Source organism: Kitasatospora sp. NPDC091335 (assembly GCF_044757205.1).
Taxonomy (GTDB): Bacteria; Actinomycetota; Actinomycetes; order Streptomycetales; family Streptomycetaceae; genus Kitasatospora.
Genome location: NZ_JBIVUM010000001.1, coordinates 606417 through 630902, shown reverse-complemented (window position 1 = coordinate 630902; position 24486 = coordinate 606417). Strand labels below are relative to the sequence as shown.

The following is a 24486-nucleotide window of genomic DNA, read 5'->3' as shown; positions in this document are numbered from 1 at the left end:
CCTTGTCACGCGGGTCGGGCGGCCTGGTGTTCCACGGTGTGAGAGCGCGACTACTGGTCCAGACCGCTCGCCAGCGCCAGCGCGGCGCGGACCTCCGCCTCCCCGGCCGGCAGCAGCGGCAGCCGGACGTCCGGGGTCGGGATGCGGCCCTGGGCGTGCAGCACCCCCTTGGTCACCGTCGGGTTGGGGGCGGTGAACGCGGACAGCGCCAGCCCGGTCAGCCGGTGCCCGAGCGCCCGCGCCCGCGCCACGTCCCCGGCCTGCCAGGCCTCGACCAGTTCGACGAACCGGGCGGTCGCCAGGTGCGCCGAGGCGAGGATGCCGCCGGCCGCGCCGAGCGCCATCATCGGCGAGAGGAAGGCGTCCTCACCGGTGAGGAAGGCGAACCCCTCGGGGGCGTCGGCGAGCAGCTCGGCGGCCGTCTGGTCCAGCCCTCCGGTCGCGTACTTCACGCCCACCACGCCCTCGATCGCGGCGAGTTCGCGCAGCGCCGCGGTGGAGAGCTGCTGCCCGGTGCGGTACGGGATGTGGTAGACGACCAGCGGCAGCGGGCTGCTCGCGGCGAGCGCCCGGAAGTGCGCGACCGTCCCGGCCTCCCCGGCCCGGACGAAGGACGGCGTGGTGACCAGCGCCGCCGCCCGCGGCACCCGCGCGCCGAGCGCGGCCAGCGCCTCGCCGACGGCCCGGGTGTCGCCGCCGGAGGCACCGACGGTCAGCTGCGCCCCGCGCGCGGCACAGGCGGCCGCGGCGACGTCCACCACCGCGTCGCGCTCCTCGGCGGTCAGCGCGGCGGGCTCGCCGGTGGTGCCGAGCGCGACCAGTCCGGCCGCCCCGGCGTCCAGGACCTCGTGCGCGAGCTTCTCCAGCGCGTCGAGGGCGACGGATCCGTCGGCGGCGAAGGGGGTGATCAGGGGGACGTGGATGCCCGTGAGTTCCATGCCCACGATCCTGCGGCCCGGCGATCACTCAGGTCCAGTTCACATGTCCGACGCTTCTCGTAAGCTGAGCCGATGCTCGGCAGGGAATGTCCCGCGCCAGGGCCTAGGGTGGCCTGATGCTGGACGTCCGACGCCTGCGCCTGTTGCGCGAACTCGCCCACCTCGGCACCATCGCGGCCGTCGCCGAGGCGCTGTCCTTCAGCCCCTCGGCGGTGTCCCAGCAGCTGTCCGTCCTGGAGAAGGAGGCGGGCGTCCCACTGCTGGAGCGCACCGGCCGGCGGGTCGCCCTCACCCCGGCCGGTCTTGGCCTGGTCAGGCACGCCGAGGCGGTGCTCGCCCTGCTGGAGCAGGCGGATTCCGAACTCGCCCACGCCAAGCGGGGGTTGGCCGGTCCGCTGCGGATCGGCACCTACCCCTCGGCGGCCCGGGCGATCATCCCCGCGGTGCTCGCCGAACTGGCCTCCTGGCACCCGGGGCTGGAGCCGATGGTCACCGAGGTGGATCCGGCGGCCGTCGGCGCCGCGCTGCGGGCGGGCGAGCTGGACGTGGCGCTGGTGCACGAGTACGACCTCGTCCCGGCCGACCCTGAGCCGGGCCTCGCGGTGACCCGTCCGGTCTTCACCGAGCCCATGTACCTGGCCGCCCGCGCCCCCGGCACCGTCGCCGAGCAGCGCGGCGCGCCGTGGATCATGTCCCCGCGCGGCACGCTCTGCCACACCATGGCCGTCCGCGCCTGCGAGGCGGCCGGGTTCGCCCCCCGCGTCCGGCACCAGATCGACGACTTCACCACCGTGCTGGCGCTGGTCGCGGCCGGCCAGGGCGTCGCCCTGGTCCCCCACCTGGGCACCGCCGGGTCCCGGCCGGGCGTCGTCCTCACCCGCCTGCCGATGTACCGCCGCACCCGCGCCGCCTTCCGCGCCGGCGCGGGCTCCCACCCGGCCATCTCCGCCTTCGTCTCGGCGCTGCACACGGCGGTGCCGCCGGGGCTGGGCAGCGGGGCCTGAGGACCTCGCGTACGCGAAGGGCCCGGGGCGCCCGGCCCCTAGCCCTTCGTGACGGGTACGGCTAGACCACCAGGCAGCTCGGCCCGAGCAGCTGCTTCAGGTCCCCGAACAGCGCCGGGTCCGACTTCACCCGGTGCCGGTCCAGCCGCAGCACGGTGGTCTTGTTGCGGCTCTCCAGCCGCACCCGCACCTCGGTGGTGCCCCGGTGGCTCCCCAGCACCTCGCCGAGCCTGGCCACCAGCGGCGGGGTGACCTTCCCGCTCGGGATGTTGATGATGATCGGCGCGTCGGCGTGCGCGTTCGACAGGTCGGGGGCGGACAGCTCCATGCCCATCAGCCGCGGCACGTCCTCCCGCTTGTCCAGCTTGCCGCGCACGAACACGACGGCGTCCTCGACCAGTTGCGAGGACACCAGCTGGTAGCTGGCCGGGAAGAACATGCAGTCGATCGAGCCCGCCAGGTCCTCGACGGTCGCGATCGCCCAGGCGTTGCCCTGCTTGGTCATCTTCCGCTGGAGGCCCGAGATGATGCCGCCGATGGTGACGATCGTCCCGTCCGGCCGCTCCGCGAGGTCCGCCACCGCGCAGTCCGCCTTGTCGGCGAGCACGTGCTCGATGCCGTGCAGCGGGTGCGAGGAGACGTACAGGCCGAGCATCTCCCGCTCCTGGGTGAGCAGGAAGGACTTCTCCCACTCCTCCTCGGAGAAGACGACGTCCAGTCCGAAGCTCGGCTCGTCGGCGGTGGCGTCGCCGCCGAACAGGTCGAACTGCCCCTCGGCCTCCTTGCGCTTCACGCCGACCACGTTGTCGATCATCGGCTCGAACTGCGCGCTCAGGCCCTTGCGGGTGTGTCCGAGCGAGTCGAAGGCGCCGGCCTTGATCAGCGATTCGACGGTCCGCTTGTTGCAGACCACCGACTCCACCTTGTCCAGGAAGTCGGGGAACGACGCGAACTTCCCCTTGGCCTTCCGGGTGCGGATCATGGACTCGACCACCGGGCCGCCGACGTTGCGGATCGCGGTGAGGCCGAAGCGGACCAGGGTGTCACCGTGCGGGGTGAAGTCCGAGTCCGACTCGTTGACGTCCGGCGGCAGCACCTGGATGCCCATCTTGCGGCACTCGTTGAGGTAGACCGCGGACTTGTCCTTGTCGTCCTTGACGGAGGTGAGCAGGCCCGACATGTACTCGGCCGGGTAGTTGGCCTTGAGGTACGCCGTCCAGTACGAGACCAGCCCGTAGCCCGCGGTGTGCGCCTTGTTGAACGCGTAGCCGGAGAAGGGGACGAGGACGTCCCACACGGCCTGGATGGCCGCGTCGGAGTAGCCGCGCTCGCGGCAGCCCTTCTGGAAGGGGACGAACTCCGCCTCCAGGATCTCCTTCTTCTTCTTGCCCATGGCGCGGCGCAGCAGGTCCGCCTGGCCGAGCGAGTAGCCGGCCAGGATCTGCGCGGCCTTCTGCACCTGCTCCTGGTAGACGATCAGGCCGTACGTCGGCCGGAGCACCTCCTCCAGGGGCTTCTCCAGCTCCGGGTGGATCGGGGTGATGTCCTGCTGGCCGTTCTTGCGCAGCGCGTAGTTGGTGTGGGAGTTGACGCCCATCGGGCCCGGGCGGTACAGCGCCAGCACGGCGGAGATGTCTTCGAAGTTGTCGGGCTTCATCAGGCGCAGCAGCGAGCGCATGGGGCCGCCGTCGAGCTGGAAGACGCCGAGCGTGTCGCCGCGGGCGAGCAGTTCGTAGGTGGGCTTGTCGTCGAGCGGCAGCTTGAGCAGCTCGATCTTCTCGCCCTTGTTCCGCTCGATCGCCTTGACGGCGTCGTCCATGATCGTCAGGTTGCGCAGGCCGAGGAAGTCCATCTTGAGGAGGCCGAGGCCCTCACAGGTGGGGTAGTCGAACTGCGTGATGGTGACGCCGTCGGTGTGCCGGGTCCAGACCGGGATGTGGTCGGTGAGCGGCTCGGCGGACATGATGACGCCGGCGGCGTGCACACCGGGCTGGCGGATCAGGCCCTCGATGCCGCGCGCGGTGTCGATGACCTTCTTGACGTCCGGGTCGCTCTCGTACAGGCCGCGGATCTCGCCGGCCTCGCCGTAGCGGGGGTGGCTGCTGTCCGTGATGCCGGAGAGCGGGATGCCCTTGCCCATGACGTCCGGCGGCATCGCCTTGGTGATCCGGTCGCCCATCGCGTACGGGTAGCCGAGGACCCGGGAGGAGTCCTTGATGGCGGCCTTCGCCTTGATGGTGCCGTACGTGACGATCATGGCGACCTTGTCGGATCCCCACTTGTCCGTCACGTAGCGGATCACGTCGCCGCGCCGGCGCTCGTCGAAGTCGATGTCGACATCGGGCATGGAGATGCGCTCGGGGTTCAGGAAGCGCTCGAAGATCAGGCCGTGCGGGATGGGGTCGAGGTCGGTGATGCCCATCGCGTACGCGACCAGCGAACCGGCCGCCGAACCACGGCCGGGGCCCACCGCGATGCCCTGGCTCTTGGCCCACATGATGAAGTCGGCGACCACGAGGAAGTACGCCGGGAACCCCATCTGGATGATGGTGTCCATCTCGTACTCGGCGAGCTTCTTGTGCTCCTCGTCGTACCCGTCCGGGAAGCGCCAGTCCATGCCCTCCCAGACCTTGGACTTGAAGAAGTCCGCCTCGGACTCGAAGCCCTCCGGGATGGGGAAGCGGGGCATCAGGTTCTTGAACTTGAACATGCCCTCGGTGTCGACCCGGGAGGCGACGAGCAGCTGGCTGTTGCGGCAGCCCTCCTGCCAGGCGTCCGAGGAGTCCAGCGCGTACATCTCGGCGGCGGACTTGATGTAGTAGCCGGTGCCGTCGAAGCGGAAGCGGTCCGGGTCGGAGAGGTTCTTGCCGGTCTGGACGCAGAGCAGCAGGTCGTGCGCGCCGGCGTCGGCCTCGGTGGTGTAGTGCGAGTCGTTGGTGACCACCGGGGGGATGTTCAGCTTCTTGCTGATCTCCAGCAGCCCGTCGCGGACCCGCTTCTCGATGTCGAGGCCGTGGTCCATCAGCTCCAGGAAGTAGTTCTCCCTGCCGAAGATGTCCTGGTAGTCGGCGGCCGACTTCACCGCCTCGTCGAACTGGCCGAGCCGCAGGCGGGTCTGCACCTCGCCGGAGGGGCAGCCGGTGGTGGCCATCAGGCCGCCGGACAGGTCGGAGATCAGCTCCTTGTCCATCCGGGGCCACTTCACCAGCCAGCCCTCGGAGTAGGAGCGCGAGGTCAGCTTGAAGAGGTTGTGCAGGCCCTCCTTGTTCCGGGCCCAGATGGTCTTGTGGGTGTAGGCGCCGGACGCGGAGACGTCGTCGCGCTTCTGGTGCGGCTGGCCCCACAGGATGCGCTTGGTGTTGGAGCGGGACTCCGGGGCGACGTACGCCTCGATGCCGATGACGGGGGTGATGCCCGCGTCCGTGGCCTGCCGGTGGAACTCGGCGGCGCCGTACATGTTGCCGTGGTCGGTCATGGCGACATGGGTCTGGCCGAGCCGCTCGACCTCCTTGAACATCTGCTTCAGCCGGGCGGCACCGTCCAGCATCGAGTACTCGGTGTGGACGTGCAGATGCGCGAACGGCTGGTCGCTCAAGGCGGGGCCTCCGGGGGCTCTGGTGCTGGGCTGGTGGGCCGGCGAACGTGCGGGTCACAGGGGGTACCCCCGGAAATGGATGTGGTCCGGAGCGCCTCGCGGGGCCCGGACCATCACTCACACGTTCACCCGTCTACTCTAGCCCCCTCCGAACGGCTTCCCCCGCGCCGTTCGCGGCTCCCCTGGTCGGCCCGGCGAGTCGGGCTCCGGCGGCTTCGCGGACCTCCGGCGCCTCCATCGGATCGTCGCGGAGGTACGCCAGGCGGGTCCTCACACCGGGCCGCTCGGGTGCGTGCCCGACCCCGAGGAGCCGGGCCTCGGCCTGGCAGTCCCACAGTGACTCGGTGTACGCCTCGTCCAGCCCGGCGGGGTCGACGGCGGCCAGCGCCCTGAGGTAGGCGGGGCGCTCGTACGAGTGCGGGGTGCGGACCCAGAAGCGGCGGAGGAGGGGGACGGCGCCGGCCGCGTCGAGGCCCAGCCGGCCCAGGCCCTGCGCCATGATCATCGGACCGCACCAGGTGCGGCGCGCCCAGTCCCGCTCCAGTTCGGCGAGGAGCGCCGGGGCGTCCCGCGGCTCACCGTGCGCGGCCAGCACCCTCAGCCCCTCCCAGGCCAGCCAGCGGGTGTCCGAGGCGGCCCAGTCCCGGGCGGCGGGCACGGCGTGGGCGCCGAGCTTCCGCAGGACGCCGGTCACCAGGGGCAGCGAGTGTTCGCCGTCCGCCGTGCCGAGCGAGGGCACCAGCGGGAGGAGGCCGGGCTCCGGGTCCCGGTGGTGGTAGAGCACGTACAGGGCGTCCGACCTGCGGTCCTCCGACGCGGTGGGGTCGGCGAGGATCGCCAGAAGCTCCGCGTTCGCCGGCGCTGTCGGCAGGTGCGGCTCCGGGGGCCGGCGGTCCGGCCTGGGGATGGATATGCCCCAGTGCTCCCAGGCCCTCGCCCAGGGCGTCGGGTCGTCGTCAGCGCCGAGGCGGGCCCGCGCGACGTCGCGCAGGTCCTCCCACCACTCCACCGGCCAGCGCTCGGACACGGACTCCAGGACGGACAGCCAGTGCTCGCCCTCGCGGATGTACGCCCGTAGTGTCTCCCGCGCCTCGTCCGACCCGCCGAGCGCCAGCAGCTCCAGTACCCGGGCGGCCTGCCCACCGTCCTCCTCGTCCCCGGCCAGTGCGTCGGCCACCGGGTCGAGCGGGAGGGCCAGGTCCCGGAGGAGCCTGGCGAGGTACAGGTGGCGCTCGTCGACCAGCCGGTCCCAGCGCCAGTCCGTACGGACGCAGGCGTAGACGGCTTCGGCGGCGGTGGGGTCCTCGGCGGCGGTCAGCGCGCCCAGGCCCCGGCCGCGCTGGAGCAGGCCGAGGAGGGTGCCGGCCGGCGCGTAGCTCTCCGTCATGACTGCACAAGTCCGGCGAGTCGGACGGCAGCGGCTTCACGGACCTCCGGCGCCTCCATCGGATCGTCGCGGAGGTACGCCAGGCGGGTCCTCACCTCGGGCCGGTCGGGTGCGTGCCCGACCCCGAGGAGCCGGGCACGCACCTCGCAGTCCCACAGCGACTCGGTGTACGCCTCGGCCGTGCCGGCGGCTCCCATCGCCGCCAGCGCCTCCAGGTAGACGGGACGCTCGTACGAGTGCGGGGTCGAGAGCCAGAAGCGGCGCAGCAGGGAGACGGCGTCGGCGGCCTTCGATCCGAAGCGCGCCAGGCCGCGCGCGAGGGTGTCGGGGCCGCACCAGGTGCGGTCCACCCAGTGCCGCTCCAGCTCGGCGACGAGGGCCGGCACGTCGCTCTCGTCGCCGTGGGCGGCCAGCACTCCGAGGCCCAGCCAGGAGAGCCAGTCCTGCTCCGAGGCCGCCCACTGCCGGGCCGCCGGCACGGCCTGCCCGGCGAGTCGTGCGACCGCCCGCCCCAGGTACGGCACCTGCCGGGTGCCGTCGGCGGCGCCGAGCCGGGGTACCAGCGGGATCAGCGCGGGCTCCGGCGGACGGAGCGACAGCGCGTGGAGAGCGGTCGCCTTGGCGCCTTCGGGGGCTGCCGGATCGCGCAGCAGGGCGAGCAGGCTCGCGCTGTCGCGGTCGGGGTACGGGTCCTCCACGGGGTGGCGCGTGGTCGGCCCGTCCTCCTCCGGAGCGGATTCCGGCAGCGCCTCGCGGGCTTCCTCCGAGCCGGCGAGCGCGAGCAGTTCCAGAACGCGGGTGGCCCGGTACCGGGTGTCCTCGTCGCCGGACAGGAACTCCACCACCGGCGCGAGCGGAAGGTCCAGGTCCCGGATCAGCCGGGCGAGGTAGAGGTGCCGGTCGTCGACCAGCGAGTCCCACCGCCACTCCCAGCGGATGCAGCCGTACACCAGGTCGGCGACCGACGCCCGGTCCTCGGCGGCGATCAGCGCGCCCTGGCCCCGGCCGCGCTGGAGGAGGCCGGGGAGAGTGGTCGTCGGTGCGTAGTGGTCGGTGTGCATGGGGTCCATCGTGCCGGAGCCCCCGGCGCGTGGGCGGCGGGGGCCGGCGGGTGGTGGGTCAGGTGTCCTCGTCGGGCGGCGGGGCGGCGCGGAGGGCGGTGACGACGCCCAGGGCGACCGTGGAGACCGCGAGGGCGAGGAGGGCGGCGAGGGCCGTCCCGATCAGGTATCGCACGGGGTCCTGCGTTCGGCGTCGAGGAGCAGGGTGAGGAGGTTGAGGAGGGTCGACGCCGGCGCGGTGTTGAAGCGGACGAGGACGCGGCCGTCCATGGTCCTGTCGGTGTCGATCGAGGGGAAGATGAGGCCGAACTCGCGGCCCCGCTCCTGGACTTCGGCGAGGAGGGTGCGGATGTGGTCCTCGGTGTAGTACCGGATCCGGGGGTCGGTCGGCAGCATCGGGTGGCGGCCGGGGCGGTAGATCATCAGCCGGCGTCCTTCAGCAGCTCGAACCAGACCGATTTGGCACGCTCGTGGGGGTCGACGCCCCAGCGGTGGGTGAGGGCCTCGACCAGCTGGAGGCCGCGCCCCGACTCGGCGAGCAGCGAGAGCGGAGGGGCGGAGGGCAGGACCGGGCTCTCGTCCGTGACGGAGACGCGGAGCGAGTCGTTGACGGAGATGATCTCGACCAGCGGGGCGGGGGTGTCGGTGTGGCGCCACGCGTTGACAAGCAGCTCACAGAGCGCGAGCTGCGCGTCGGAGATCGTGGCGGGGGCCCAGCCGACGCGGGTCATGGTGGTGCAGAGGGTCTGACGGGCGACGGCGATGGTGGGGGTGTTGACGAGACGCATGGAAGTTCTCCGGGGATGCGAAGAAGTGGCTTGACAACAGCCAGAGCTGACGATCCATCGGATCGACGTAGCACTGACGATACCCCTCTGGAATCATGTGTGATCCCAGATCCGGATAGATTCATCCTCAAGTGGACCCCGAGCGCAGCAGCGCGGCAGACTTGGGGCACTTCGGCAAGGAAGGGACCAATGCCGCCACGAGTCAACCCGACGCTTCGTCAACGCCGCGTCGGGGCCGAGCTTCGGAAGATGCGCGAGGCAGCCGGACTGTCGACCTTGACCCTGAGCAGAGCCCTCGGCATCGACCGGACGCAGGTCAGCCAGATAGAGGCAGCGAAGGTCGGCGTCAGCCCGGAGCGGCTCCGCTCCTTCGCCGCCGCCTGCAAGTGCATGAACGAACCCTTGGTCGATGCCTTGGAGACCATGATTCAGGACCGCTCCAAAGGTTGGTGGGAGGAGTATCGCGGCACCATCCCAGACGGCTTCCTCGAAGTCTCCGAGCTTGAGAAGAGCGCGGACAGCCTCATGCTGTGGGTCCTCACGCACATGCCTGGCCCCTGCCAGACGATCAGCTATGCATCGTCGATGTTCGGACGATCGATCCCTCCGATCCCTCGACACGAGCTGGAGGCCCGGACCGCGTTCAGGATGCAACGCAAGGCCGATCTGCGCCGCGATCAGAAACAGATGACCTTCTTCATCTATGAATCCGCACTGTGGACTCGCTTCGGAGGCGTCGAGATCCTTCGGGAACAACTCGCATCGCTGCTCGAAGACTCTGGGCAATCATGGATGACCATCCGGGTCGTACCGTTCGGCATCGACACCTTCCCCGGGGCCATCGAGAACCTCACCTACGCGTTCGGCAAGGTCCCGGAACTCGACACTGTCGAGATCGAGTCCTCCCGAGGTCCGGTCTACATGGACGCAGTCAACGAGCTCACCAGCTACAGATCCATCTTTGCTCGCACCGAATCGATGGCGCTGAGCGAGGGCAAGTCTCGTAGCCTGATTCGCAAGATCGCGCAAAGCCTATGAAAGGCCGAACATGACCTACACCGAGTGGCAGAAGTCATCCTTCAGCGGCTCCGGCAGCGAGTGCGTGGAGGTCCGCACCGCGGGCAGGGCAGTCGAACTCCGCGAGTCCGACGAGGGCCACCTCACCATCCACACCACCCCCGCCGCCCTCGCCACCCTCCTCCACGGCGTCAAGGCCGGCGAATTCGACCACCACGCCTGACACTCCACGCCCCCACGCCCCCTCGCCCGCCCCGGGCGAGGGGGCGTAGCTCGTTCAGGTGATGACACGCTGCGGCCCCTCCCCCGCCTTCCTCCGACCACGTACAACTGTCGTGCACCTCGCCCGCACCGCGAAGGAATGACAGCCATGGCACAGCTGGAGTCCGGCCTCTACACCATCCAGAACGGCGACGCCAAGATCGGCCGAGCCCGTCACGAAGCCCTGGACCTCTCCCCCAAAGCCGTCTTCGCCCACACCGACGACCAGGACGCGGTCTGGGTCGTCGAGGCCTACCCCAACAACCACTACCGGCTCTACGCCAAGGGCGCCCCGACCGCCGTGGAGGACCTCAAGCCCGCCGGCCCGCTGGTCTCCCTCCTCCTCGACCAGGGCGACGCCCCCGAGTGGGAGTTGATCCCCGTCGACGGCGCCCCGGACACCTATCAGATCAAGTCCCCCCAGGGCTCCTCGTGGACCGTCCTCGAACCCAACAAGCAGAGCAGGATCGAGGTCATCCCCGTCCTCGAAGGCTCCACCGCCTTCACCTTCGAGAAGATCGACGTCTGACCCCCGCCGCACCGGAAGTCGGCCCGCCCGACTTCCGGTGCACACGCACTCCCCCGACGCCGGAACTGACCTGCCACCACAGCACGTTGGGGCTGACATGGTGATGACGGCGGGTCTGCTCCTCATGGCGGCGCTGGTGATCGTGCCCTTCACGCTCGCCTCCGCCCGGCACGTCGTCGCGCGCTCGGGCCATCCCGCCTGGCTGTCCCGACGGCTCTCGGCCCGGTCCCGATCCGGCGAACTCGGCCTCGGTGCCACCGCGACCGAGGAGTTCCACGCCTTCCTCAACGCCAACAAACGCGTGCAGATCGAGCAGCGCCAAGCCCGGCTCGTCCTGCGGGACGACGACCACGCCGGCGCCCCGCCCCGCACCGGTGTCGACCTTGACGGAGGCACCGCCGTCATCCCGCCCCGCCGGTAGCACCGCGCAGGAAGCCGGCCCGCCCCCCGAGCCCCCGAGGACCGTCCGGCGGTCCTGCTCCACTCCGACCCCGAGCGCATCGCGACGATCCTCGCGCGCGGCCACTTCACGGCCTCCGGCCCCTCGGGTGTCCACGCTTCGTCCCCGCACACGCGCGACCGACCCGCCCGCCGCGGTGCCCGGCGTCGAACCACCCGTCACCCGAACGGACGCACCCACACCCGTACGTCCGTCGGGCAGGCCCCGCCGCGCCGCGCCCGTCCGACCCGGCGGCCGGGGAGGTGCGCCGAGTGGCGAACCAGGGTGCGCAAGGAGATGGTGACCGGCAGAGACCCCTCACCAGAAAGGGCGATCATGCCCGAGGTCACCTCCCCGTACGCGACCGGCACCCCGTGCTGGGTCGATCTGATGGCCAAGGACCAGCAGGCCGCACTGGACTTCTACCGCGACCTCTTCGGCTGGCAGGGCCAGCCCGGCCCGGCCGAGTTCGGCGGGTACGCCGTCTGCGAGCTGGACGGCAAGGCCGTCGCCGGCATCGGTCCGGCGATGGCCCCCGAAGGAGCGCCGGAGCCGCCCACCGTCTGGACCAGCTACCTGGCCACCACCGACGCCCAGGCCACCCAGGACGCGATCGTCGCCGCCGGCGGCACCCTGCTCGCGCCGGTCATGGACGTCGGGAACCTGGGCCGGATGCTGATCGCCGCCGACCCGCAGGGCGCGGTGTTCGGCGCCTGGCAGCCGGGCGAGTTCTCCGGCGCCAAGGTCGTCAACGAGGCCGGCGCGCTGACCTGGAACGAGCTGCACACCAGCGACATCCCGGCCGCCACCGCCTTCTACGGCGAGGCGTTCGGCATCGAGATCGAGCCGCTGGACGGCGCGGACGCGTACTGGGAGCTGCGGGTCGGCGGCCGGCCGGTGGGCGGCGCCACCCTGCTCGCCAACGACCCGCCCGGCACCCCGGCGCACTGGCTGACGTACTTCTCGGTCGACGACGTCGACTCCACCGTGGACGCCCTGGTCAAGCGCAACGGGACGGTCCTCGCCCCGCCCTTCGACATGGTCGCCGGCCGGATGACCGTGGTCGCCGACCCGCAGGGCGCCCCCTTCGCCATGATCAAGCCCCAGCCGCTCTGACCCGCCCCGCCCTCACGACCCGCCGCCCGCCCGGCCCCCATCCGGGCGGGCGGCCGCCGTTCCACCCCCGCCGGACCCCGCTCGGGAACAGGAGGTCGGCCGGGCCGACTTCCCACGCACGGCCGGGGCACCGCTCAGTCCAGTTCCGCCAGGAAGGCCAGCGCCGCCGCCCAGGCCCGCTCCGCCGCCTGCGCGTCGTAGTCCGGCAGCTCCGGGTCGGTGAACAGGTGCCCGGCACCCCGGTACCGGTGCACCTCGACGTCCGCCCCGGCCCGCACCATCCGCAGGTACCAGGCGTTCAGCCAGTCCTCCGGCTCGAACGGGTCCGGCTCCGCGATGTGCAGCTGCACCGGGATCTCGGTGGCCGCGTCCTCCCGCAGGTCCGAGGTGCCGTGCAGGAGCAGCAGCCCGCGCGCCTTCTCGTCGGCCAGCGCCAGGTTCTGCGCCAGCGCGCCGCCCAGCGAGAAGCCGGCGTACACCAGCCCGCCCTCGGACAGCGGCGCGGCCGCCGTCACGCCCCGCCGCAGCAGTTCCTCGCTGCCGCCGAGCTCCTCCTGGAACTCCTGCGCCTCCTCGACGGAGTCGAAGGTCCGCCCGTCGAACAGGTCCGGGGTGTGCACGGTGTGCCCGGCGGCGCGGAGCCGCTCGGCGGCGGCCCGCACGGCGGGGCGCAGCCCGTAGGCGGAGTGGAAGAGGACGATCTGGGCCACGGTTCGGGTCCTTCATCAGGGGAGTCGGCTACCCACCCATGATCCCGCATCCCTCACCGGGCCCGACGATCCCACCTCCGGCTGGGGCTCCACGCCCGGCTACGAGACCACGTCCTTGCGCGCGAACCCCCGGAATGCCAGCGCCAGCAGCACCACCGCGTACGAGAGCGACAGCGAGACGCCCTGCACCATGCCGCCCCACTCCAGTTGCGGCTGGAGGGCGTCCGCCCAGGAGTACTGCCAGTGCGCCGGCAGCCACTCCCGCAGGTCGCCCAGCGCGGTGACGGCGTCCAGCACGCCCGTGATGATCGACGCGAACACCGCGCCGCCCACCGCGCCCAGCGGCGCGTCGGTCGCCGTGGAGAGCCAGAACGCCAGCGCCGCGATCACGATCTCGCCGAAGAACACGAAGGCCACCGCGACGGCGATCCGGGGCAGCGCCTCCCCGGCCGGCAGGCTGACCCCGGCGGGCAGCTTGAGGTCCCCCCAGCCGTACGCCGCGGTGCCGACGACCAGTCCGATCGCGGGCAGCATCACCACAGCCACGGCCGAGAACGCCAGTCCGACCGCGAACTTGCGGGCCAGCAGCCTGGCCCTGGGCACCGGCGCGGCCAGCAGGTAGCGCAGCGAGGACCAGCTCGCCTCGGAGGCGACGGTGTCGCCGCAGAACAGCGCGACCGGGATCACCAGCATGAAGCCGGTGCCGACGAACAGCATGGTGACCGCGAAGTTGGCCCCCGAGGCGGTGGCCAGCTCGATGAAGGTGGTCCGGCCAGGACGGCCCGGGGTGCCGCCGATCTGGAACGCTGCCAGGAGGACGAACGGCATGGCGGCCAGCACCGCGCCGATCACCATCGTGCGGCGCCGGCGCAGCTGGCGCATCGCCTCCACCCGCAGCGGCAGCGTCCGGCTCGCCCGGTACCCCTCGGCATGGTCCTTCGACTCGGCGAGGTCCGTCGTCGTCACGGCGCTCACTCTCCACCTCCGATCAACGACAGGAACGCGTCCTCCAGGCGCCGCTGCGGTCCGGCGCTCTCCACCGGCACCTCCAGCCGCACCAGCTCGGCCAGCAGCGCGCTCGCCGCCAGCCCGTCCAGGCGCACCAGCAGTCCGCCCTCGACGGCCTCCGCCGAGCCGACCCCGGCCAGCGCGGCGACCTTCCCGGCCACCGGCACCGGGTCGTACGGGCCGGCGATGCCGACCATCAGCAGCTCGCCGGCCCCCACGATGTCCCCGACCGGCCCGGCCGTGACGAGCCGCCCGCGGTCCATCACCACCAGGTCGGTGCAGCTCTGCTCGACCTCGGACAGCAGGTGGCTCGACACGATCACGGTCCGCCCGCCGGCCGCGTACCGGATCATGACCTCGCGCATCTCGCGGATCTGCGGCGGGTCCAGCCCGTTGGTCGGCTCGTCCAGGATCAGCAGGTCCGGCATCCCGAGCATCGCCTGCGCGATCGCCAGCCGCTGCCGCATGCCCTGCGAGTACGTCCGCACCGCGCGGTCCAGCGCCTCGCCGAGCCCGGCGATGGCCAGCACCTCGTCGAAGCGCGCGTCGGCCTCCGGCCGTCCGGTCGCCTGCCAGTACAGCCGCAGGTTGGCCCGCCCGGTGAGGTGCGGCAGGAAGCCGGCGCCCTCCACGAACGCCCCGACCCGGGACAGCACCGGGGCGCCGGGCCGCACCAGGTGCCCGAAGATCCGGATCTCGCCGGCGTCCGGGCGGATCAGGCCCATCAGCATCCGCAGCGTGGTGGTCTTGCCCGCGCCGTTCGGCCCGAGCAGTCCGAGCACCTGCCCCCGCTCCACCCGGAAGCCGAGGTCCCGGACGGCGTAGCGGTCCTGGGAGCCCTTGTAGCGCTTGCTCAGCCCGCTGATCAGCAGCGGCACCGCGGCCAGCTCCGGGTCGAAGCCGGGCCCGGCGGCCGCCCTGCGGCGTCGCAGCCGCGGCACCAGCACCAGCCCGGCGGCCACCACGACCGCGACCACCGGCAGCAGCCAGGTCCGCGAGGGCAGCGGCGCCGCCTCGGTGACCAGCTCCTCGACGGTCGGCACGGTGAGCGCCCCGGCCGGCGCCACCTGGTAGGTGGCCGGCTCGACCGGTGAGGCGTACGCCAGGTCGGTGCTCGCCAGCACCAGCCGCACCCGGTGCCCGGCCGGGAAGGTGTGGTCGACGGTCGGCAGCGCCACCGTGACGGTCTTCCCGGCGTCCGCGCCGGTCACCCGCAGCGGGGCGGCGAGCTGCTGCGGCAGCACCGCCTTGCCGTCCGGGCCGACGTCGTACAGCTTCGCGAACAGCACCGCGTCCGGCCGGTCGGCCTTCACCCGCACCGGCACGGTCGGCTGCCCGGTGAGGTGCAGCGGCGAGTCCAGCGGCGCCGAGTCGAAGGCCGCGTTCTGCCCGGGGAAGTCCAGCGACAGTCCGGCGCCCAGCGAGGCCGCCTGGCTGAGCGCGCCGACGCCGGGCAGCGTCGAGATCCCGGGCGGCGCGCCGCCGGGCGGGTTGACGAGGGTCTTCTCGCCGCCCGCCAGCTCGACGGGCCGCGAGCCCGTCCCGCCCAGCCCCGGGTACCGGTCAGCGGTGGCCCCGCGCAGCACGGCCTGGAAGCCGGTCGAGTCCACCCCGCCGGTGCGGGTGACCCGGAACGCGGCACCGGTGTCGGTGCCGCCGCCCTTCAGGCCGTGATCCTTCAGATACCGGTCGAACCAGGCGGTCGCCCGGTCGTCCACCCGGGCGCTGGTGTCCGTCCCGCCGTCGTGGCCGCCCGCGAACCAGTCCACCGCCACCGGTGCGCCGTTGGCGGCCACCGCCTTGGCGATGCGGTCGCCCTGGTCCAGCGGGAACAGCGAGTCCTGCTGCCCCTGCACCACCAGCGTGGGCGCCTTGAGCTGCGCCGCCACCGAGGACGGGCTGGAGCGCTCCAGCAGCGCGACGGCCTCCGGATCGGCGTGCCCGGCGGTGGCGACCTGGTCGTACATCGCGCAGAGCGACTCCAGGAACCGCCCGCAGCCGACCGGTCCGTCCGCCTGCGGCTGTGCGCCGCCGCCCGTCGGCGCCCCCGCGCCGCCGCTCTCCCGCGGCGCCTCGCCCGAGGGGCCGAGGTCCCCGGCCGCGCCGGTGGTGAAGAAGATCCCGGCCCACAGCTTCTTGAACACGCCGTCCGCCGCGCCCGAGCCCTGCACGCCCTGCGGGAACAGCGCGTCGGCCAGGTTCCACCAGGTGATCTGGGTGGCCACCGCGTCGATCCGGTGGTCGTACGCGGAGGCCAGCAGCGAGACCGCCCCGCCGTACGAGGCACCGGTGATGCCGACCTTCGGGTCGCCTGGCCCGTCCAGCCGCACCTCGGGCCGCTGGGCCAGCCAGTCCACCAGGTGCCTGACGTCCTCGACCTCGCGGTCGGGCGCGTTCAGGCCGATCCTGCCGCCCGAGTGCCCGAAGCCGCGCGCCGACCAGGTCAGCACCGCGTACCCCTGCCGGGCCAGCTGCTCGGCGCGGGCGCGCTGGCCCTCCTTGGAGCCGCCGAAGCCGTGGGCCAGCAGCACCGCGGGGCGCGGACCGCTGCCGGTGGTGAAGAACGAGGTGTCCAGCTGGACCTGCTGGTCACTGCCGGGCGTCTCGGGCATGGCGAGGAACCGGTCCTCCTGAAGGACCGCCTGCTCACCGCCGGAGGCCACCGTCACGGTGCCCGCTCCGGCCACCGCCACCAGGGCCACCGCCCCGGCCAGCAGCCGACGTCTGACCGATGTTCCCCGGGCGCGCCAGCGACGCCATGCCCCACCGAACTCCATGGGCGCTGATCGTATCCGCCGTCCGGGTAGGCCGCCGATAAAGCCGCCGCACGCTTTCGCCCGGTTCGCCCCGCTGTGCACGGGTATCGTACGGCCCATGCCCTGGCCGCTGATCTCGCTGCTCGCCACCGTCGCCGCCACCCTGGCGATCGGCTGGATCGTCGACCAGGCCCTCCAGCGGATCGCCGCCCGCCGGCCGGGGGCACCGGTCTGGCCGCTGCTCCGACGCTGCCGGATCCCGCTCCAACTCACCGTCGTGTCGGCCCTGTTGCTCGCCGCCAAGCCGCTCCAACAGGCCTTCCGCCTGAAGCGGGACGACGGCGCGCACCACCTGCTCCTGCTGCTCCTGCTCGCCTCGCTGGGCTGGCTCACCGTCCGCGTGGTGGCCGCCGTCCTGGAGGCCCTGCTCAGCCGGTACGAGACCCGGGTCGACGACCCGGCCCGGGTCCAGCGGGTGAACACCCAGATCAGCATGCTGCGCCGGGTGGTCAGCGCGGTGATCGTCGTGGTCACGGTGGCCGTGATGCTGCTGACCTTCTCCGCCATGCGCACCATCGGCGCCAGCCTGCTCGCCTCGGCGGGCATCATCGGCATCGTGGCCGGCATCGCCGCCCAGAGCACCCTGGGCAACTTCTTCGCCGGCCTCCAGATCGCCTTCGGCGACACCGTCCGGATCGGCGACACGGTGGTGGTGGACGGCCAGCAGGGCACGGTCGAGGAGATCACCCTCAGCTACCTGGTCGTCCGGCTCTGGGACTACCGCCGGCTGGTCGTCCCGGTCTCGTACTTCGTCAACAAGCCCTTCGAGAACTGGACCCGCAGGGACCCCGGCCTGCTCGCCGCCGTCCTGCTCCACCTCGACCACACCACCCCGGTGGACGAGCTGCGCGCCGCCCTGCGCGCCCGCCTCGACCGGAACCCGCTCTGGGACGGCGCCGAATGGGCCCTCCAGGTCACCGACACCACACCCAGCACGATGGTCGTCCGCGCCACCATGACCGCCCGCACCCCCGACGACGCCGCCCAGCTCCGCTTCGACGTCCGCGAACAGCTCATCGCCTACCTCCGCGACGAGCACCCCGACGCCCTCCCCCGCCTCCGCACCACCGGCACCTGACCCCCGCCGGCCCCGGAAACACGTGCCGCCCCCGGCCGAAGACCGGGGGCGGAACCGTGCGAGGAACGCCTACAGCACCCGCGTCATCGTCCGGTGCGGGATCCCCGCGTCGTCGTACACGGGCCCCTCGGCCACGTACCCCAGCCGCTCGTAGAACCCGAGCGCCTGGACCTGCGCGTGCAGCTCGACCTCCGCGCCACCGCGCCCGGCACCCGCGGCCTCGACCGCCCTGACCAGCTCCGCGCCCAGACCCGTGCCCCGGGCCGCCGCGACGACCGCGAGCCGCCCGAGCAGCACCCGCCCCTCGACGCCGCCGGTCAGCTCCCGGGCGTGGTCCCCGAAGATCAGCCTCGCGGTCCCCAGCCCGGCCCCGTCGGCCCCCACCGCCAGCAGGTGCACCGAGGTCGCGTCGTACTCGTCGTACTCCAGCTCCTCCGGCACGCCCTGCTCGACGATGAACACCTCACGCCGGACGGCCCGCACCAGCTCCAGGTCCGCCTCGCCCTCGGCGACCCGGACGGCAGTGGCCGACATGTCAGCTCTCCGCCGCGATGATGTCCAGCGCCTTCGTCAGGTCCTCCGGGTACTCGCTGGAGAACTCGACCCACTGGCCGTCCGCCGGGTGCTCGAAGCCGAGCGACACCGCGTGCAGCCACTGCCGGGTCAGCCCCAGCCGCTTGGCCAGCGTCGGGTCGGCGCCGTACGTCAGGTCGCCCACGCAGGGGTGCCGCAGCGCGGACATGTGGACGCGGATCTGGTGGGTGCGGCCGGTCTCCAGCTTGATCGTCAGCAGCGACGCGGCGCGGTACGCCTCGATCAGGTCGTAGTGGGTGATGGACGCCTTGCCGTCCTTGGTGACGGCCCACTTCCAGTCCGAGCTGGGGTGCCGTCCGATCGGCGCGTCCACCGTCCCGCTCAGCGGGTCCGGGTGGCCCTGCACCAGCGTGTGGTACCGCTTCTCGGTGATCCGGTCGTGGAACTGGCGCTTGAGGTCGGTGTACGCGCGCTCGGACTTGGCGACCACCATCAGCCCCGAGGTGCCGACGTCCAGCCGGTGCACGACGCCCTGGCGCTCGGCGGCGCCCGAGGTGGAGATGCGGAACCCGGCCGCGGCCAGCCCGCCGATCACGGTGGGGCCGGTCCAGCCCGGGCTGGGGTGCGCGGCGACGCCGACCGGCTTGTCGACCAGCACGATGTCCTCGTCCTCGTGGACGATCCGCATGCCCTCGACCGGCTCGGCGACGATCCGCACCGGGGCGGCCGGCGCCGGGATCTCGACCTCCAGCCAGGAGCCGGCGGTCACCCGGTCCGACTTCCCGGCCACGGCGCCGTCGAGCGTCACCTTGCCGTCGGCGGCCAGCTCGGCGGCCTTGGTCCGGGAGAAGCCGAACATCCGGGCCAGGGCGGCGTCGAGGCGTTCGCCCTCCAGGCCGTCGGGTACGGGGAGGCTGCGGATCTGCGCTGCGGTACTCACCCGTACGAGTATGCCGGAAACGCGACCCGCCCCCGCCCGCCGGTGATCCGGGGGCTACTTCCCGGCCTGCTCCGGCTTCTCGCCCTTCCCGTCCTTCTCGGGCTGCTGGTGGACGGTCCCGTCCGGGTTGCTGCCGCGGAAGGAGAGCAGCACCACCAGGATCCCGCCGCAGACGATCGCCGAGTCCGCGAGGTTGAAGACCGCGAAGTGCTGGACGGAGATGAAGTCCACCACGTGCCCGCGGAAGACGCTCGGCGAGCGGAACAGCCGGTCGGTGAGGTTGCCGAGCGCCCCGCCGAGCAGCAGCCCGAGCGCGATCGCCCAGGGCAGGCTGTACAGCCGGCGGGCGATCCGCCAGATCACCACGATGACGGAGGAGGCGATCATCGTGAAGACGACGGTCAGCGCCTGCCCCATCCCGAAGGCCGCGCCCGAGTTGCGGATCACCTGGAAGGTGACCACGTCCCCGATCACCTTGATCGCCGAGTGGTTCTCCAGCCGGGCGACCACCAGCGACTTGCTGGCGAGGTCGATCAGGAACGCGAGGACGGCGATGACCAGCAGCACGCCGATCCGGCGCGGGCCCCTGGGCTTCTCGGCCGTCGCGTCGTCCACGGGCGAGGCCTCGGCCGGCTCGGCCACGGGCACCTCCACGGCATCGGCGGGGGACGGGACGGCGTCGTCCCGGGTCTGGGGGGAACCTTGCGTACTGATGATCCGCTCCGCTGCCGATGGAGCTCCCCCGGTCCGCAGGAGGGGGAGGGTGGTGGGCCGATGACGGCCTGCCCGCGTTCACGAACGCGTCAGGCGACGTTTATTCAGGCGACGATACGGGGTCGAGCGTACGGCAAGCCCGACCCCCCACGTCGCTCCGGTCGCCCGGTTCAGCGGCGCTCCTGCTTGGCCTTGCACTGTACGCAGAGCGTCGCCCTGGGGAAGGCCTGCATCCGGGCCTTGCCGATGGCCTGCCCGCAGGACTCGCAGGTGCCGAAGCCGACGCCCTCCAGCCGCCCCAGCGCGCGTTCGGTCTGGGCCAGGCTGTCCCGCGCGTTGTTGGCCAGCGCCAACTCGCTCTCCCGCGAGATGTTCTTCGTACCGGCGTCCACCTGGTCGTCGCCGGCTCCGTCGTTGGAGTCGCGCATCAGTCCCGAGATGGCCGCCTCGGCGGCGTCGATCTCGCTCCGGAGCCGGTCCAGCTCGCTGATCAGCTCGTCGTGCAGCTCGTGGACCTCCGCCCTGGTCCACGGTTCCTCGCCGGGCCGGACCGGCAGCGTGGCCGGGTCCACCGACTCGGCGCCGTGCGGCCCGGTGACGGTGTCCTTGCTGGTCTTCGGTGCGGTAGTGGTCACGGTCCCCTCCCCTGGGTCGACCGCCACGGCCTTGCGTGCCCGCTTGGTGGCGGTACCCGCGCCGGTTCCCTTCTCAGCCATGGCTTTCGACCCCATCTACGAACGAATCGAGCCGCCGGTTCCCGGCGGCTTCCAGTGCCGGAACGATAATCCCGATCAAAACCGGTCACAACATGACATACCGACGCCTCATAACGATCCCACCCAGGCAGCCGCCCCAACCGTCACGCCCCGTACGCTCAGAGATTTGTGCCCAGATCGACTCCGGCTAATCTCCGCCGTCGAACGCCACGGAATGCCACCGAACGGCACCGCACGGCACCGCACGGCACCGCACGGCACCGCACGGCACCGGACAGCGCCGTACGCGCCTCCGCGTACGCGCCTCCCCGGGCGGCCCCGGAGAGCCCCCGGGGAACCACCCCGGGGGCCGCCCGCCGGAAACGGTTTGGACAAACCGCCTCACCCGGCCGATACACTGGCCGTGCGAGGCGCAGATGGGACGAGTACCGACGTACGCAGCCACCAGCGACCCGGGGACGGTGCGAGCCCGGGGGTGTGCACGGCGGGAAGATCACCCCGGAGCCGCCGGAAGAACGGCCACCGACCACGGCGGCCCACTAGACCCGGCAGCAAGCCCAAACAAGAGGGCCGCGAACGCAGCACCGCGGCCAAGGAGGGTGGTACCGCGGGGCGGCCAGGCCGTCTCGTCCCTCCGGAGGATCCAGTCCCAGTATCCGCCGGAGGTCGACGCCCGCGATGAGCAGCTCCTACAACCCCGTCCCCGCGCAGGTGGACCTGCCTGCCCTGGAGCACCAGATCCTGTCGTTCTGGCAGGACAACAAGATCTTCCAGCGCAGCCTGGAGCAGTCCGAGGGCCGCCCCGAGTGGGTGTTCTACGAGGGCCCGCCCACCGCCAACGGCATGCCCGGCGCGCACCACATCGAGGCCCGCGTCTTCAAGGACGTCTTCCCGCGCTACCGGACCATGAAGGGCTACCACGTCGCCCGCAAGGCCGGCTGGGACTGCCACGGCCTGCCGGTCGAGCTCGCCGTCGAGAAGGAGCTGGGCTTCTCCGGCAAGCAGGACATCGAGGCGTACGGCATCGCCGAGTTCAACGCCAGGTGCCGCGAGTCGGTGACCCGCCACACCGACGCCTTCACCGAGCTGACCACCCGCATGGGGTACTGGGTCGACCTGGACGAGGCCTACCGGACGATGGACCCGTCGTACGTCCAGTCCGTCTGGTGGTCGCTCAAGCAGATCTTCGACAAGGGCCTGCTGGTCCAGGACCACCGGGTCGCCCCCTGGTGCCCGCGCTGCGGCACCGGCCTCTCGGACCACGAGCTGGCCCAGGGCTACGAGACCGTGGTCGACCCCTCGGTCTTCGTCCGCTTCCCGCTGACCAGCGGCCCGCTGGCCGGCCAGGCCGCCCTGCTGGTCTGGACCACCACCCCGTGGACCCTGGTCTCCAACACCGCCGCCGCCGTCCACCCCGAGGTCACCTACGTGGTGGCCACCGACGGCGCGGAGAAGCTCGTCGTCGCCGAGCCGCTGCTGGCCAAGGCACTCGGTGAAGGCTGGGAGACCACCGGCGAGTCCTTCACCGGCGCCGAGATGGAGCGCTGGGCCTACCGCCGCCCCTTCGACCTGGTCGCGATCGAGGACGCCCACTACGTCGTCAACGCCGACTACGTCACCACCGACGACGGCACCGGCATCGTCCACCAGTCCCCCGCCTTCGGCGCGGACGACCTCGCGGTCTGCCGCCGCTACGGCCTGCCGGTGGTCAACCCGGTGCTCGGCGACGGCACCTTCGCCCCCGAGGTCCCGCTGGTCGGCGGCCAGTTCTTCAAGAAGGCCGACGAGGCCCTGGTCGCGGACCTCAAGGAGCGCGGCCTGCTCTTCCGCCACCTGCCGTACGAGCACAGCTACCCGCACTGCTGGCGCTGCCACACCGCGCTGCTCTACTACGCGCAGCCGTCCTGGTACATCCGGACCACCGCCGTCAAGGACGCGATGATCCGTGAGAACGAGGCCACCAACTGGTTCCCCGACACGGTCAAGCACGGCCGCTTCGGCGACTGGCTGAACAACAACATCGACTGGGCGCTCAGCCGCAACCGCTACTGGGGCACCCCGCTGCCGATCTGGCGCTGCGAGGAGGGCCACCTCACCTGCGTCGGCTCGCTGGCCGAGCTGTCCGAGCTCACCGGCACCGACCGGAGCGACCTCGACCCGCACCGCCCGTACATCGACGAGGTGACCTTCGCCTGCCGCGACTGCGGCGGCACCGCCACCCGCGTGCCCGAGGTCATCGACGCCTGGTACGACTCGGGCTCGATGCCCTTCGCCCAGTACGGCTACCCGTACCGGAACAAGGAGCTGTTCGAGAAGCGCTACCCGGCGCAGTTCATCTCCGAGGCGATCGACCAGACCCGCGGCTGGTTCTACACGCTGATGGCGATCGGCACCCTGGTGTTCGACAGGAACAGCTACGAGAACGTCGTCTGCCTGGGCCACATCCTGGCCGAGGACGGCCGCAAGATGTCCAAGCACCTGGGCAACATCCTCCAGCCGATCCCGCTGATGGACCAGCACGGCGCCGACGCCGTCCGCTGGTTCATGGCGGCCGGCGGCTCGCCCTGGTCGGCCCGCCGGGTCGGCCACGGCACCATCCAGGAGGTGGTCCGCAAGACCCTCCTCACCTACTGGAACACCGTCGCCTTCCAGGCGCTGTACGCGCGCACCTCGGACTGGGCCCCCTCCGCGGGCGACCCGGCCCCGACCGACCGCCCGCAGCTGGACCGCTGGGTGCTGTCCGAGCTGAACACCCTGGTCCGCGACGTCGACGCGGCCTTCGAGGCGTACGACACCCAGCGCGCCGGCAAGCTGCTGTCCGGCTTCGTCGACGACCTGTCCAACTGGTACGTCCGCCGCGGCCGCCGCCGCTTCTGGCAGGGTGACGCCGCCGCGCTCGCCACCCTGCACGAGGCGCTGGAGACGGTCACCCGTCTGATGGCCCCGCTCACCCCGTTCATCACCGAGCGGGTCTGGCAGGACCTGGTCGTCCCGGTCGCCCCGGACGCCCCGTCCTCGGTGCACCTGGCCACCTGGCCGGAGGCCGACGAGTCGCTGATCGACACCGAGCTGTCCCGGCACATGGCGCTGGTCCGCCGCCTGGTCGAGCTGGGCCGGGCCACCCGCGCCGAGTCCGGCGTGAAGACCCGTCAGCCGCTGTCCCGCGCGCTGGTCGCCGCCCAGGGCTGGGAGGACCTGCCCGCCGACCTGCGCGCGCAGATCGCCGAGGAGCTCAACGTCTCCACCCTGGAGTCGCTGGCAGCGGTGGGCGGCTCACTGGTCGACACCAGCGCCAAGGCCAACTTCCGCGCACTGGGCAAGCGTTTCGGCAAGGGCGTCCAGGACGTCGCCAAGGCGGTCGCCGCCACCGACGCCGCCCGGCTTGCCGCCGAGCTGCGCGCCGGCGGCGAGACCTCGGTCGAGCTGAACGGCGAGACGATCACCCTCTCTCCGGACGAGGTGATCATCACCGAGACCCCGCGCGAGGGCTGGGCCGTCGCCAACGAGTCCGGCGCCACCGTCGCCCTCGACCTGGCCATCACCCCGGAGCTCAAGCGCCTCGGCATCGCCCGCGACGCCATCCGCCAGATCCAGGAGGCCCGCAAGAACTCCGGGCTGGACGTCGCCGACCGCATCGTCCTGCGCTGGCGCGCCACCTCGGAGGAGACCGCCGAGGCCATCGCCGAGCACGGTCCGCTGGTCGCCGAGGAGGTCCTCGCCACCGACTTCGCCGCCGGCGCGGCCGACTGGGAGTCCGAGAGCTTCACCGACGACTCGCTCGGCCTCGCCTTCCAGCTCCGCAAGGCCTGATCCGCACGACGAAGCCGCCGTCACC

At 72.1% G+C, this 24486-nt stretch carries 21 protein-coding genes; 8 read left to right on the top strand and 13 right to left on the bottom strand.

Translation table 11 applies throughout. The annotated features are described in order from the left end of the window. Window positions 1-50 precede the first annotated feature (50 nt). Entirely contained in the window at window positions 51-938 is an 888-nt protein-coding gene (locus ACIQOW_RS02810; RefSeq protein WP_401079049.1) for a dihydrodipicolinate synthase family protein, read from the bottom strand. Between the two features lie 116 nt (window positions 939-1054). Between ACIQOW_RS02810 and ACIQOW_RS02805 the strand changes: the two genes are divergently transcribed. After that, the gene (locus ACIQOW_RS02805) at window positions 1055-1942 is read left to right on the top strand and encodes a LysR substrate-binding domain-containing protein (protein WP_401079046.1); all 888 of its coding nucleotides are present in this window, start codon (window positions 1055-1057) and stop codon (window positions 1940-1942) included. Window positions 1943-2003: 61 nt separating this feature from the next. Here the strand turns inward: ACIQOW_RS02805 and dnaE are convergent, their stop codons facing one another. The 5 genes from dnaE to ACIQOW_RS02780 form a co-directional block, all read right to left on the bottom strand. Further along, window positions 2004-5537, bottom strand: coding sequence for a DNA polymerase III subunit alpha (dnaE, locus tag ACIQOW_RS02800; protein WP_401079043.1), 3534 nt, complete (start codon window positions 5535-5537; stop codon window positions 2004-2006). Window positions 5538-5670: 133 nt separating this feature from the next. After that, window positions 5671-6924, bottom strand: coding sequence for a hypothetical protein (locus tag ACIQOW_RS02795; protein WP_401079040.1), 1254 nt, complete (start codon window positions 6922-6924; stop codon window positions 5671-5673). Further along, a complete protein-coding gene (locus ACIQOW_RS02790; protein ID WP_401079037.1) occupies window positions 6921-7985 on the bottom strand; it encodes a hypothetical protein in 1065 nt (354 codons plus the stop codon). The genes ACIQOW_RS02795 and ACIQOW_RS02790 overlap by 4 nt, the downstream gene beginning before the upstream one ends. Before the next feature lie 162 nt (window positions 7986-8147). Continuing rightward, window positions 8148-8408, bottom strand: coding sequence for a hypothetical protein (locus tag ACIQOW_RS02785; protein ID WP_401079034.1), 261 nt, complete (start codon window positions 8406-8408; stop codon window positions 8148-8150). Next, the gene (locus ACIQOW_RS02780; protein WP_401079031.1) at window positions 8408-8773 is read right to left on the bottom strand and encodes an ATP-binding protein; all 366 of its coding nucleotides are present in this window, start codon (window positions 8771-8773) and stop codon (window positions 8408-8410) included. Before ACIQOW_RS02780 ends, ACIQOW_RS02785 begins: the two co-directional genes overlap by 1 nt. A gap of 15 nt (window positions 8774-8788) precedes the next feature. Between ACIQOW_RS02780 and ACIQOW_RS02775 the strand changes: the two genes are divergently transcribed. From ACIQOW_RS02775 to ACIQOW_RS02755, 5 genes are all read left to right on the top strand, one after another. Then, window positions 8789-9811, top strand: coding sequence for a helix-turn-helix domain-containing protein (locus tag ACIQOW_RS02775; RefSeq protein WP_401079028.1), 1023 nt, complete (start codon window positions 8789-8791; stop codon window positions 9809-9811). A 10-nt stretch (window positions 9812-9821) separates the two neighbouring features. Next, window positions 9822-10013 (top strand): DUF397 domain-containing protein, encoded by a 192-nt coding sequence (locus ACIQOW_RS02770; RefSeq protein WP_401079025.1) that lies wholly within the window; start codon window positions 9822-9824, stop codon window positions 10011-10013. A 147-nt stretch (window positions 10014-10160) separates the two neighbouring features. Beyond that, a complete protein-coding gene (locus ACIQOW_RS02765) occupies window positions 10161-10580 on the top strand; it encodes an I66 family serine proteinase inhibitor (protein ID WP_401079022.1) in 420 nt (139 codons plus the stop codon). A gap of 97 nt (window positions 10581-10677) precedes the next feature. Next, window positions 10678-11001 carry a DUF6191 domain-containing protein gene (locus tag ACIQOW_RS02760; protein ID WP_401079019.1) on the top strand — a complete coding sequence of 108 codons (324 nt, stop codon included), beginning with the start codon at window positions 10678-10680 and terminating at the stop codon, window positions 10999-11001. 354 nt (window positions 11002-11355) lie between these two features. Further along, on the top strand, window positions 11356-12135 hold the full coding sequence (locus tag ACIQOW_RS02755; protein WP_401079017.1) for a VOC family protein: 780 nt from the start codon (window positions 11356-11358) through the stop codon (window positions 12133-12135). Window positions 12136-12269: 134 nt separating this feature from the next. Here ACIQOW_RS02755 and ACIQOW_RS02750 read toward each other — a convergent pair whose 3' ends face one another. The 3 genes from ACIQOW_RS02750 to ACIQOW_RS02740 all read right to left on the bottom strand — a co-directional run bounded on the left by ACIQOW_RS02750 (window position 12270) and on the right by ACIQOW_RS02740 (window position 16630). After that, on the bottom strand, window positions 12270-12845 hold the full coding sequence (locus ACIQOW_RS02750) for a dienelactone hydrolase family protein (RefSeq protein ID WP_401079015.1): 576 nt from the start codon (window positions 12843-12845) through the stop codon (window positions 12270-12272). A gap of 99 nt (window positions 12846-12944) precedes the next feature. Beyond that, window positions 12945-13820 (bottom strand): ABC transporter permease, encoded by an 876-nt coding sequence (locus tag ACIQOW_RS02745; protein WP_401079012.1) that lies wholly within the window; start codon window positions 13818-13820, stop codon window positions 12945-12947. Then, entirely contained in the window at window positions 13817-16630 is a 2814-nt protein-coding gene (locus tag ACIQOW_RS02740; protein ID WP_401079009.1) for an alpha/beta fold hydrolase, read from the bottom strand. The genes ACIQOW_RS02745 and ACIQOW_RS02740 overlap by 4 nt, the downstream gene beginning before the upstream one ends. A 97-nt stretch (window positions 16631-16727) precedes the next feature. Here ACIQOW_RS02740 and ACIQOW_RS02735 point away from each other — a divergent pair, with 97 nt between their 5' ends. Then, window positions 16728-17747, top strand: a complete 1020-nt coding sequence (locus tag ACIQOW_RS02735) for a mechanosensitive ion channel family protein (protein ID WP_401079007.1) — start codon at window positions 16728-16730, stop codon at window positions 17745-17747. Between the two features lie 69 nt (window positions 17748-17816). On the opposite strand, the gene ACIQOW_RS02730 is transcribed toward ACIQOW_RS02735, so the two are convergent. The 4 genes from ACIQOW_RS02730 to ACIQOW_RS02715 all read right to left on the bottom strand — a co-directional run bounded on the left by ACIQOW_RS02730 (window position 17817) and on the right by ACIQOW_RS02715 (window position 20570). Beyond that, complete coding sequence (locus tag ACIQOW_RS02730) at window positions 17817-18281, bottom strand: GNAT family N-acetyltransferase (RefSeq protein ID WP_401079004.1); 465 nt, start codon at window positions 18279-18281, stop codon at window positions 17817-17819. Between the two features lies 1 nt (window position 18282). Next, window positions 18283-19221 (bottom strand): RluA family pseudouridine synthase, encoded by a 939-nt coding sequence (locus ACIQOW_RS02725; protein ID WP_188298875.1) that lies wholly within the window; start codon window positions 19219-19221, stop codon window positions 18283-18285. A gap of 54 nt (window positions 19222-19275) precedes the next feature. Continuing rightward, window positions 19276-19974: a signal peptidase II gene (lspA, locus tag ACIQOW_RS02720; protein WP_401079783.1), complete on the bottom strand. Its 699-nt coding sequence runs from the start codon at window positions 19972-19974 to the stop codon at window positions 19276-19278. Window positions 19975-20105: 131 nt separating this feature from the next. After that, window positions 20106-20570 carry a TraR/DksA family transcriptional regulator gene (locus ACIQOW_RS02715; RefSeq protein WP_317620284.1) on the bottom strand — a complete coding sequence of 155 codons (465 nt, stop codon included), beginning with the start codon at window positions 20568-20570 and terminating at the stop codon, window positions 20106-20108. 759 nt (window positions 20571-21329) lie between these two features. Here ACIQOW_RS02715 and ileS point away from each other — a divergent pair. Then, on the top strand, window positions 21330-24461 hold the full coding sequence (gene ileS, locus ACIQOW_RS02710; RefSeq protein WP_401079000.1) for an isoleucine--tRNA ligase: 3132 nt from the start codon (window positions 21330-21332) through the stop codon (window positions 24459-24461). The last annotated feature ends 25 nt before the right edge of the window (window positions 24462-24486 follow it).

Bases quoted from the DNA above. Each gene is read 5' to 3' on its own strand.
- ACIQOW_RS02740 (WP_401079009.1), bottom strand. From the start codon at position 16,630: ATGGAGTTCGGTGGGGCATGGCGTCGCTGGCGCGCCCGGGGAACATCG.
- ACIQOW_RS02780 (WP_401079031.1), bottom strand. From the start codon at position 8,773: ATGCGTCTCGTCAACACCCCCACCATCGCCGTCGCCCGTCAGACCCTC.
- ACIQOW_RS02805 (WP_401079046.1), top strand. From the start codon at position 1,055: ATGCTGGACGTCCGACGCCTGCGCCTGTTGCGCGAACTCGCCCACCTC.
- ACIQOW_RS02775 (WP_401079028.1), top strand. From the start codon at position 8,789: ATGCGAAGAAGTGGCTTGACAACAGCCAGAGCTGACGATCCATCGGAT.
- ACIQOW_RS02735 (WP_401079007.1), top strand. From the start codon at position 16,728: ATGCCCTGGCCGCTGATCTCGCTGCTCGCCACCGTCGCCGCCACCCTG.
- ACIQOW_RS02790 (WP_401079037.1), bottom strand. From the start codon at position 7,985: ATGCACACCGACCACTACGCACCGACGACCACTCTCCCCGGCCTCCTC.
- ACIQOW_RS02755 (WP_401079017.1), top strand. From the start codon at position 11,356: ATGCCCGAGGTCACCTCCCCGTACGCGACCGGCACCCCGTGCTGGGTC.
- ACIQOW_RS02760 (WP_401079019.1), top strand. From the start codon at position 10,678: ATGGTGATGACGGCGGGTCTGCTCCTCATGGCGGCGCTGGTGATCGTG.
- ACIQOW_RS02770 (WP_401079025.1), top strand. From the start codon at position 9,822: ATGACCTACACCGAGTGGCAGAAGTCATCCTTCAGCGGCTCCGGCAGC.
- ACIQOW_RS02810 (WP_401079049.1), bottom strand. From the start codon at position 938: ATGGAACTCACGGGCATCCACGTCCCCCTGATCACCCCCTTCGCCGCC.
- ileS (WP_401079000.1), top strand. From the start codon at position 21,330: ATGAGCAGCTCCTACAACCCCGTCCCCGCGCAGGTGGACCTGCCTGCC.
- ACIQOW_RS02765 (WP_401079022.1), top strand. From the start codon at position 10,161: ATGGCACAGCTGGAGTCCGGCCTCTACACCATCCAGAACGGCGACGCC.
- ACIQOW_RS02730 (WP_401079004.1), bottom strand. From the start codon at position 18,281: ATGTCGGCCACTGCCGTCCGGGTCGCCGAGGGCGAGGCGGACCTGGAG.
- ACIQOW_RS02785 (WP_401079034.1), bottom strand. From the start codon at position 8,408: ATGATCTACCGCCCCGGCCGCCACCCGATGCTGCCGACCGACCCCCGG.
- ACIQOW_RS02795 (WP_401079040.1), bottom strand. From the start codon at position 6,924: ATGACGGAGAGCTACGCGCCGGCCGGCACCCTCCTCGGCCTGCTCCAG.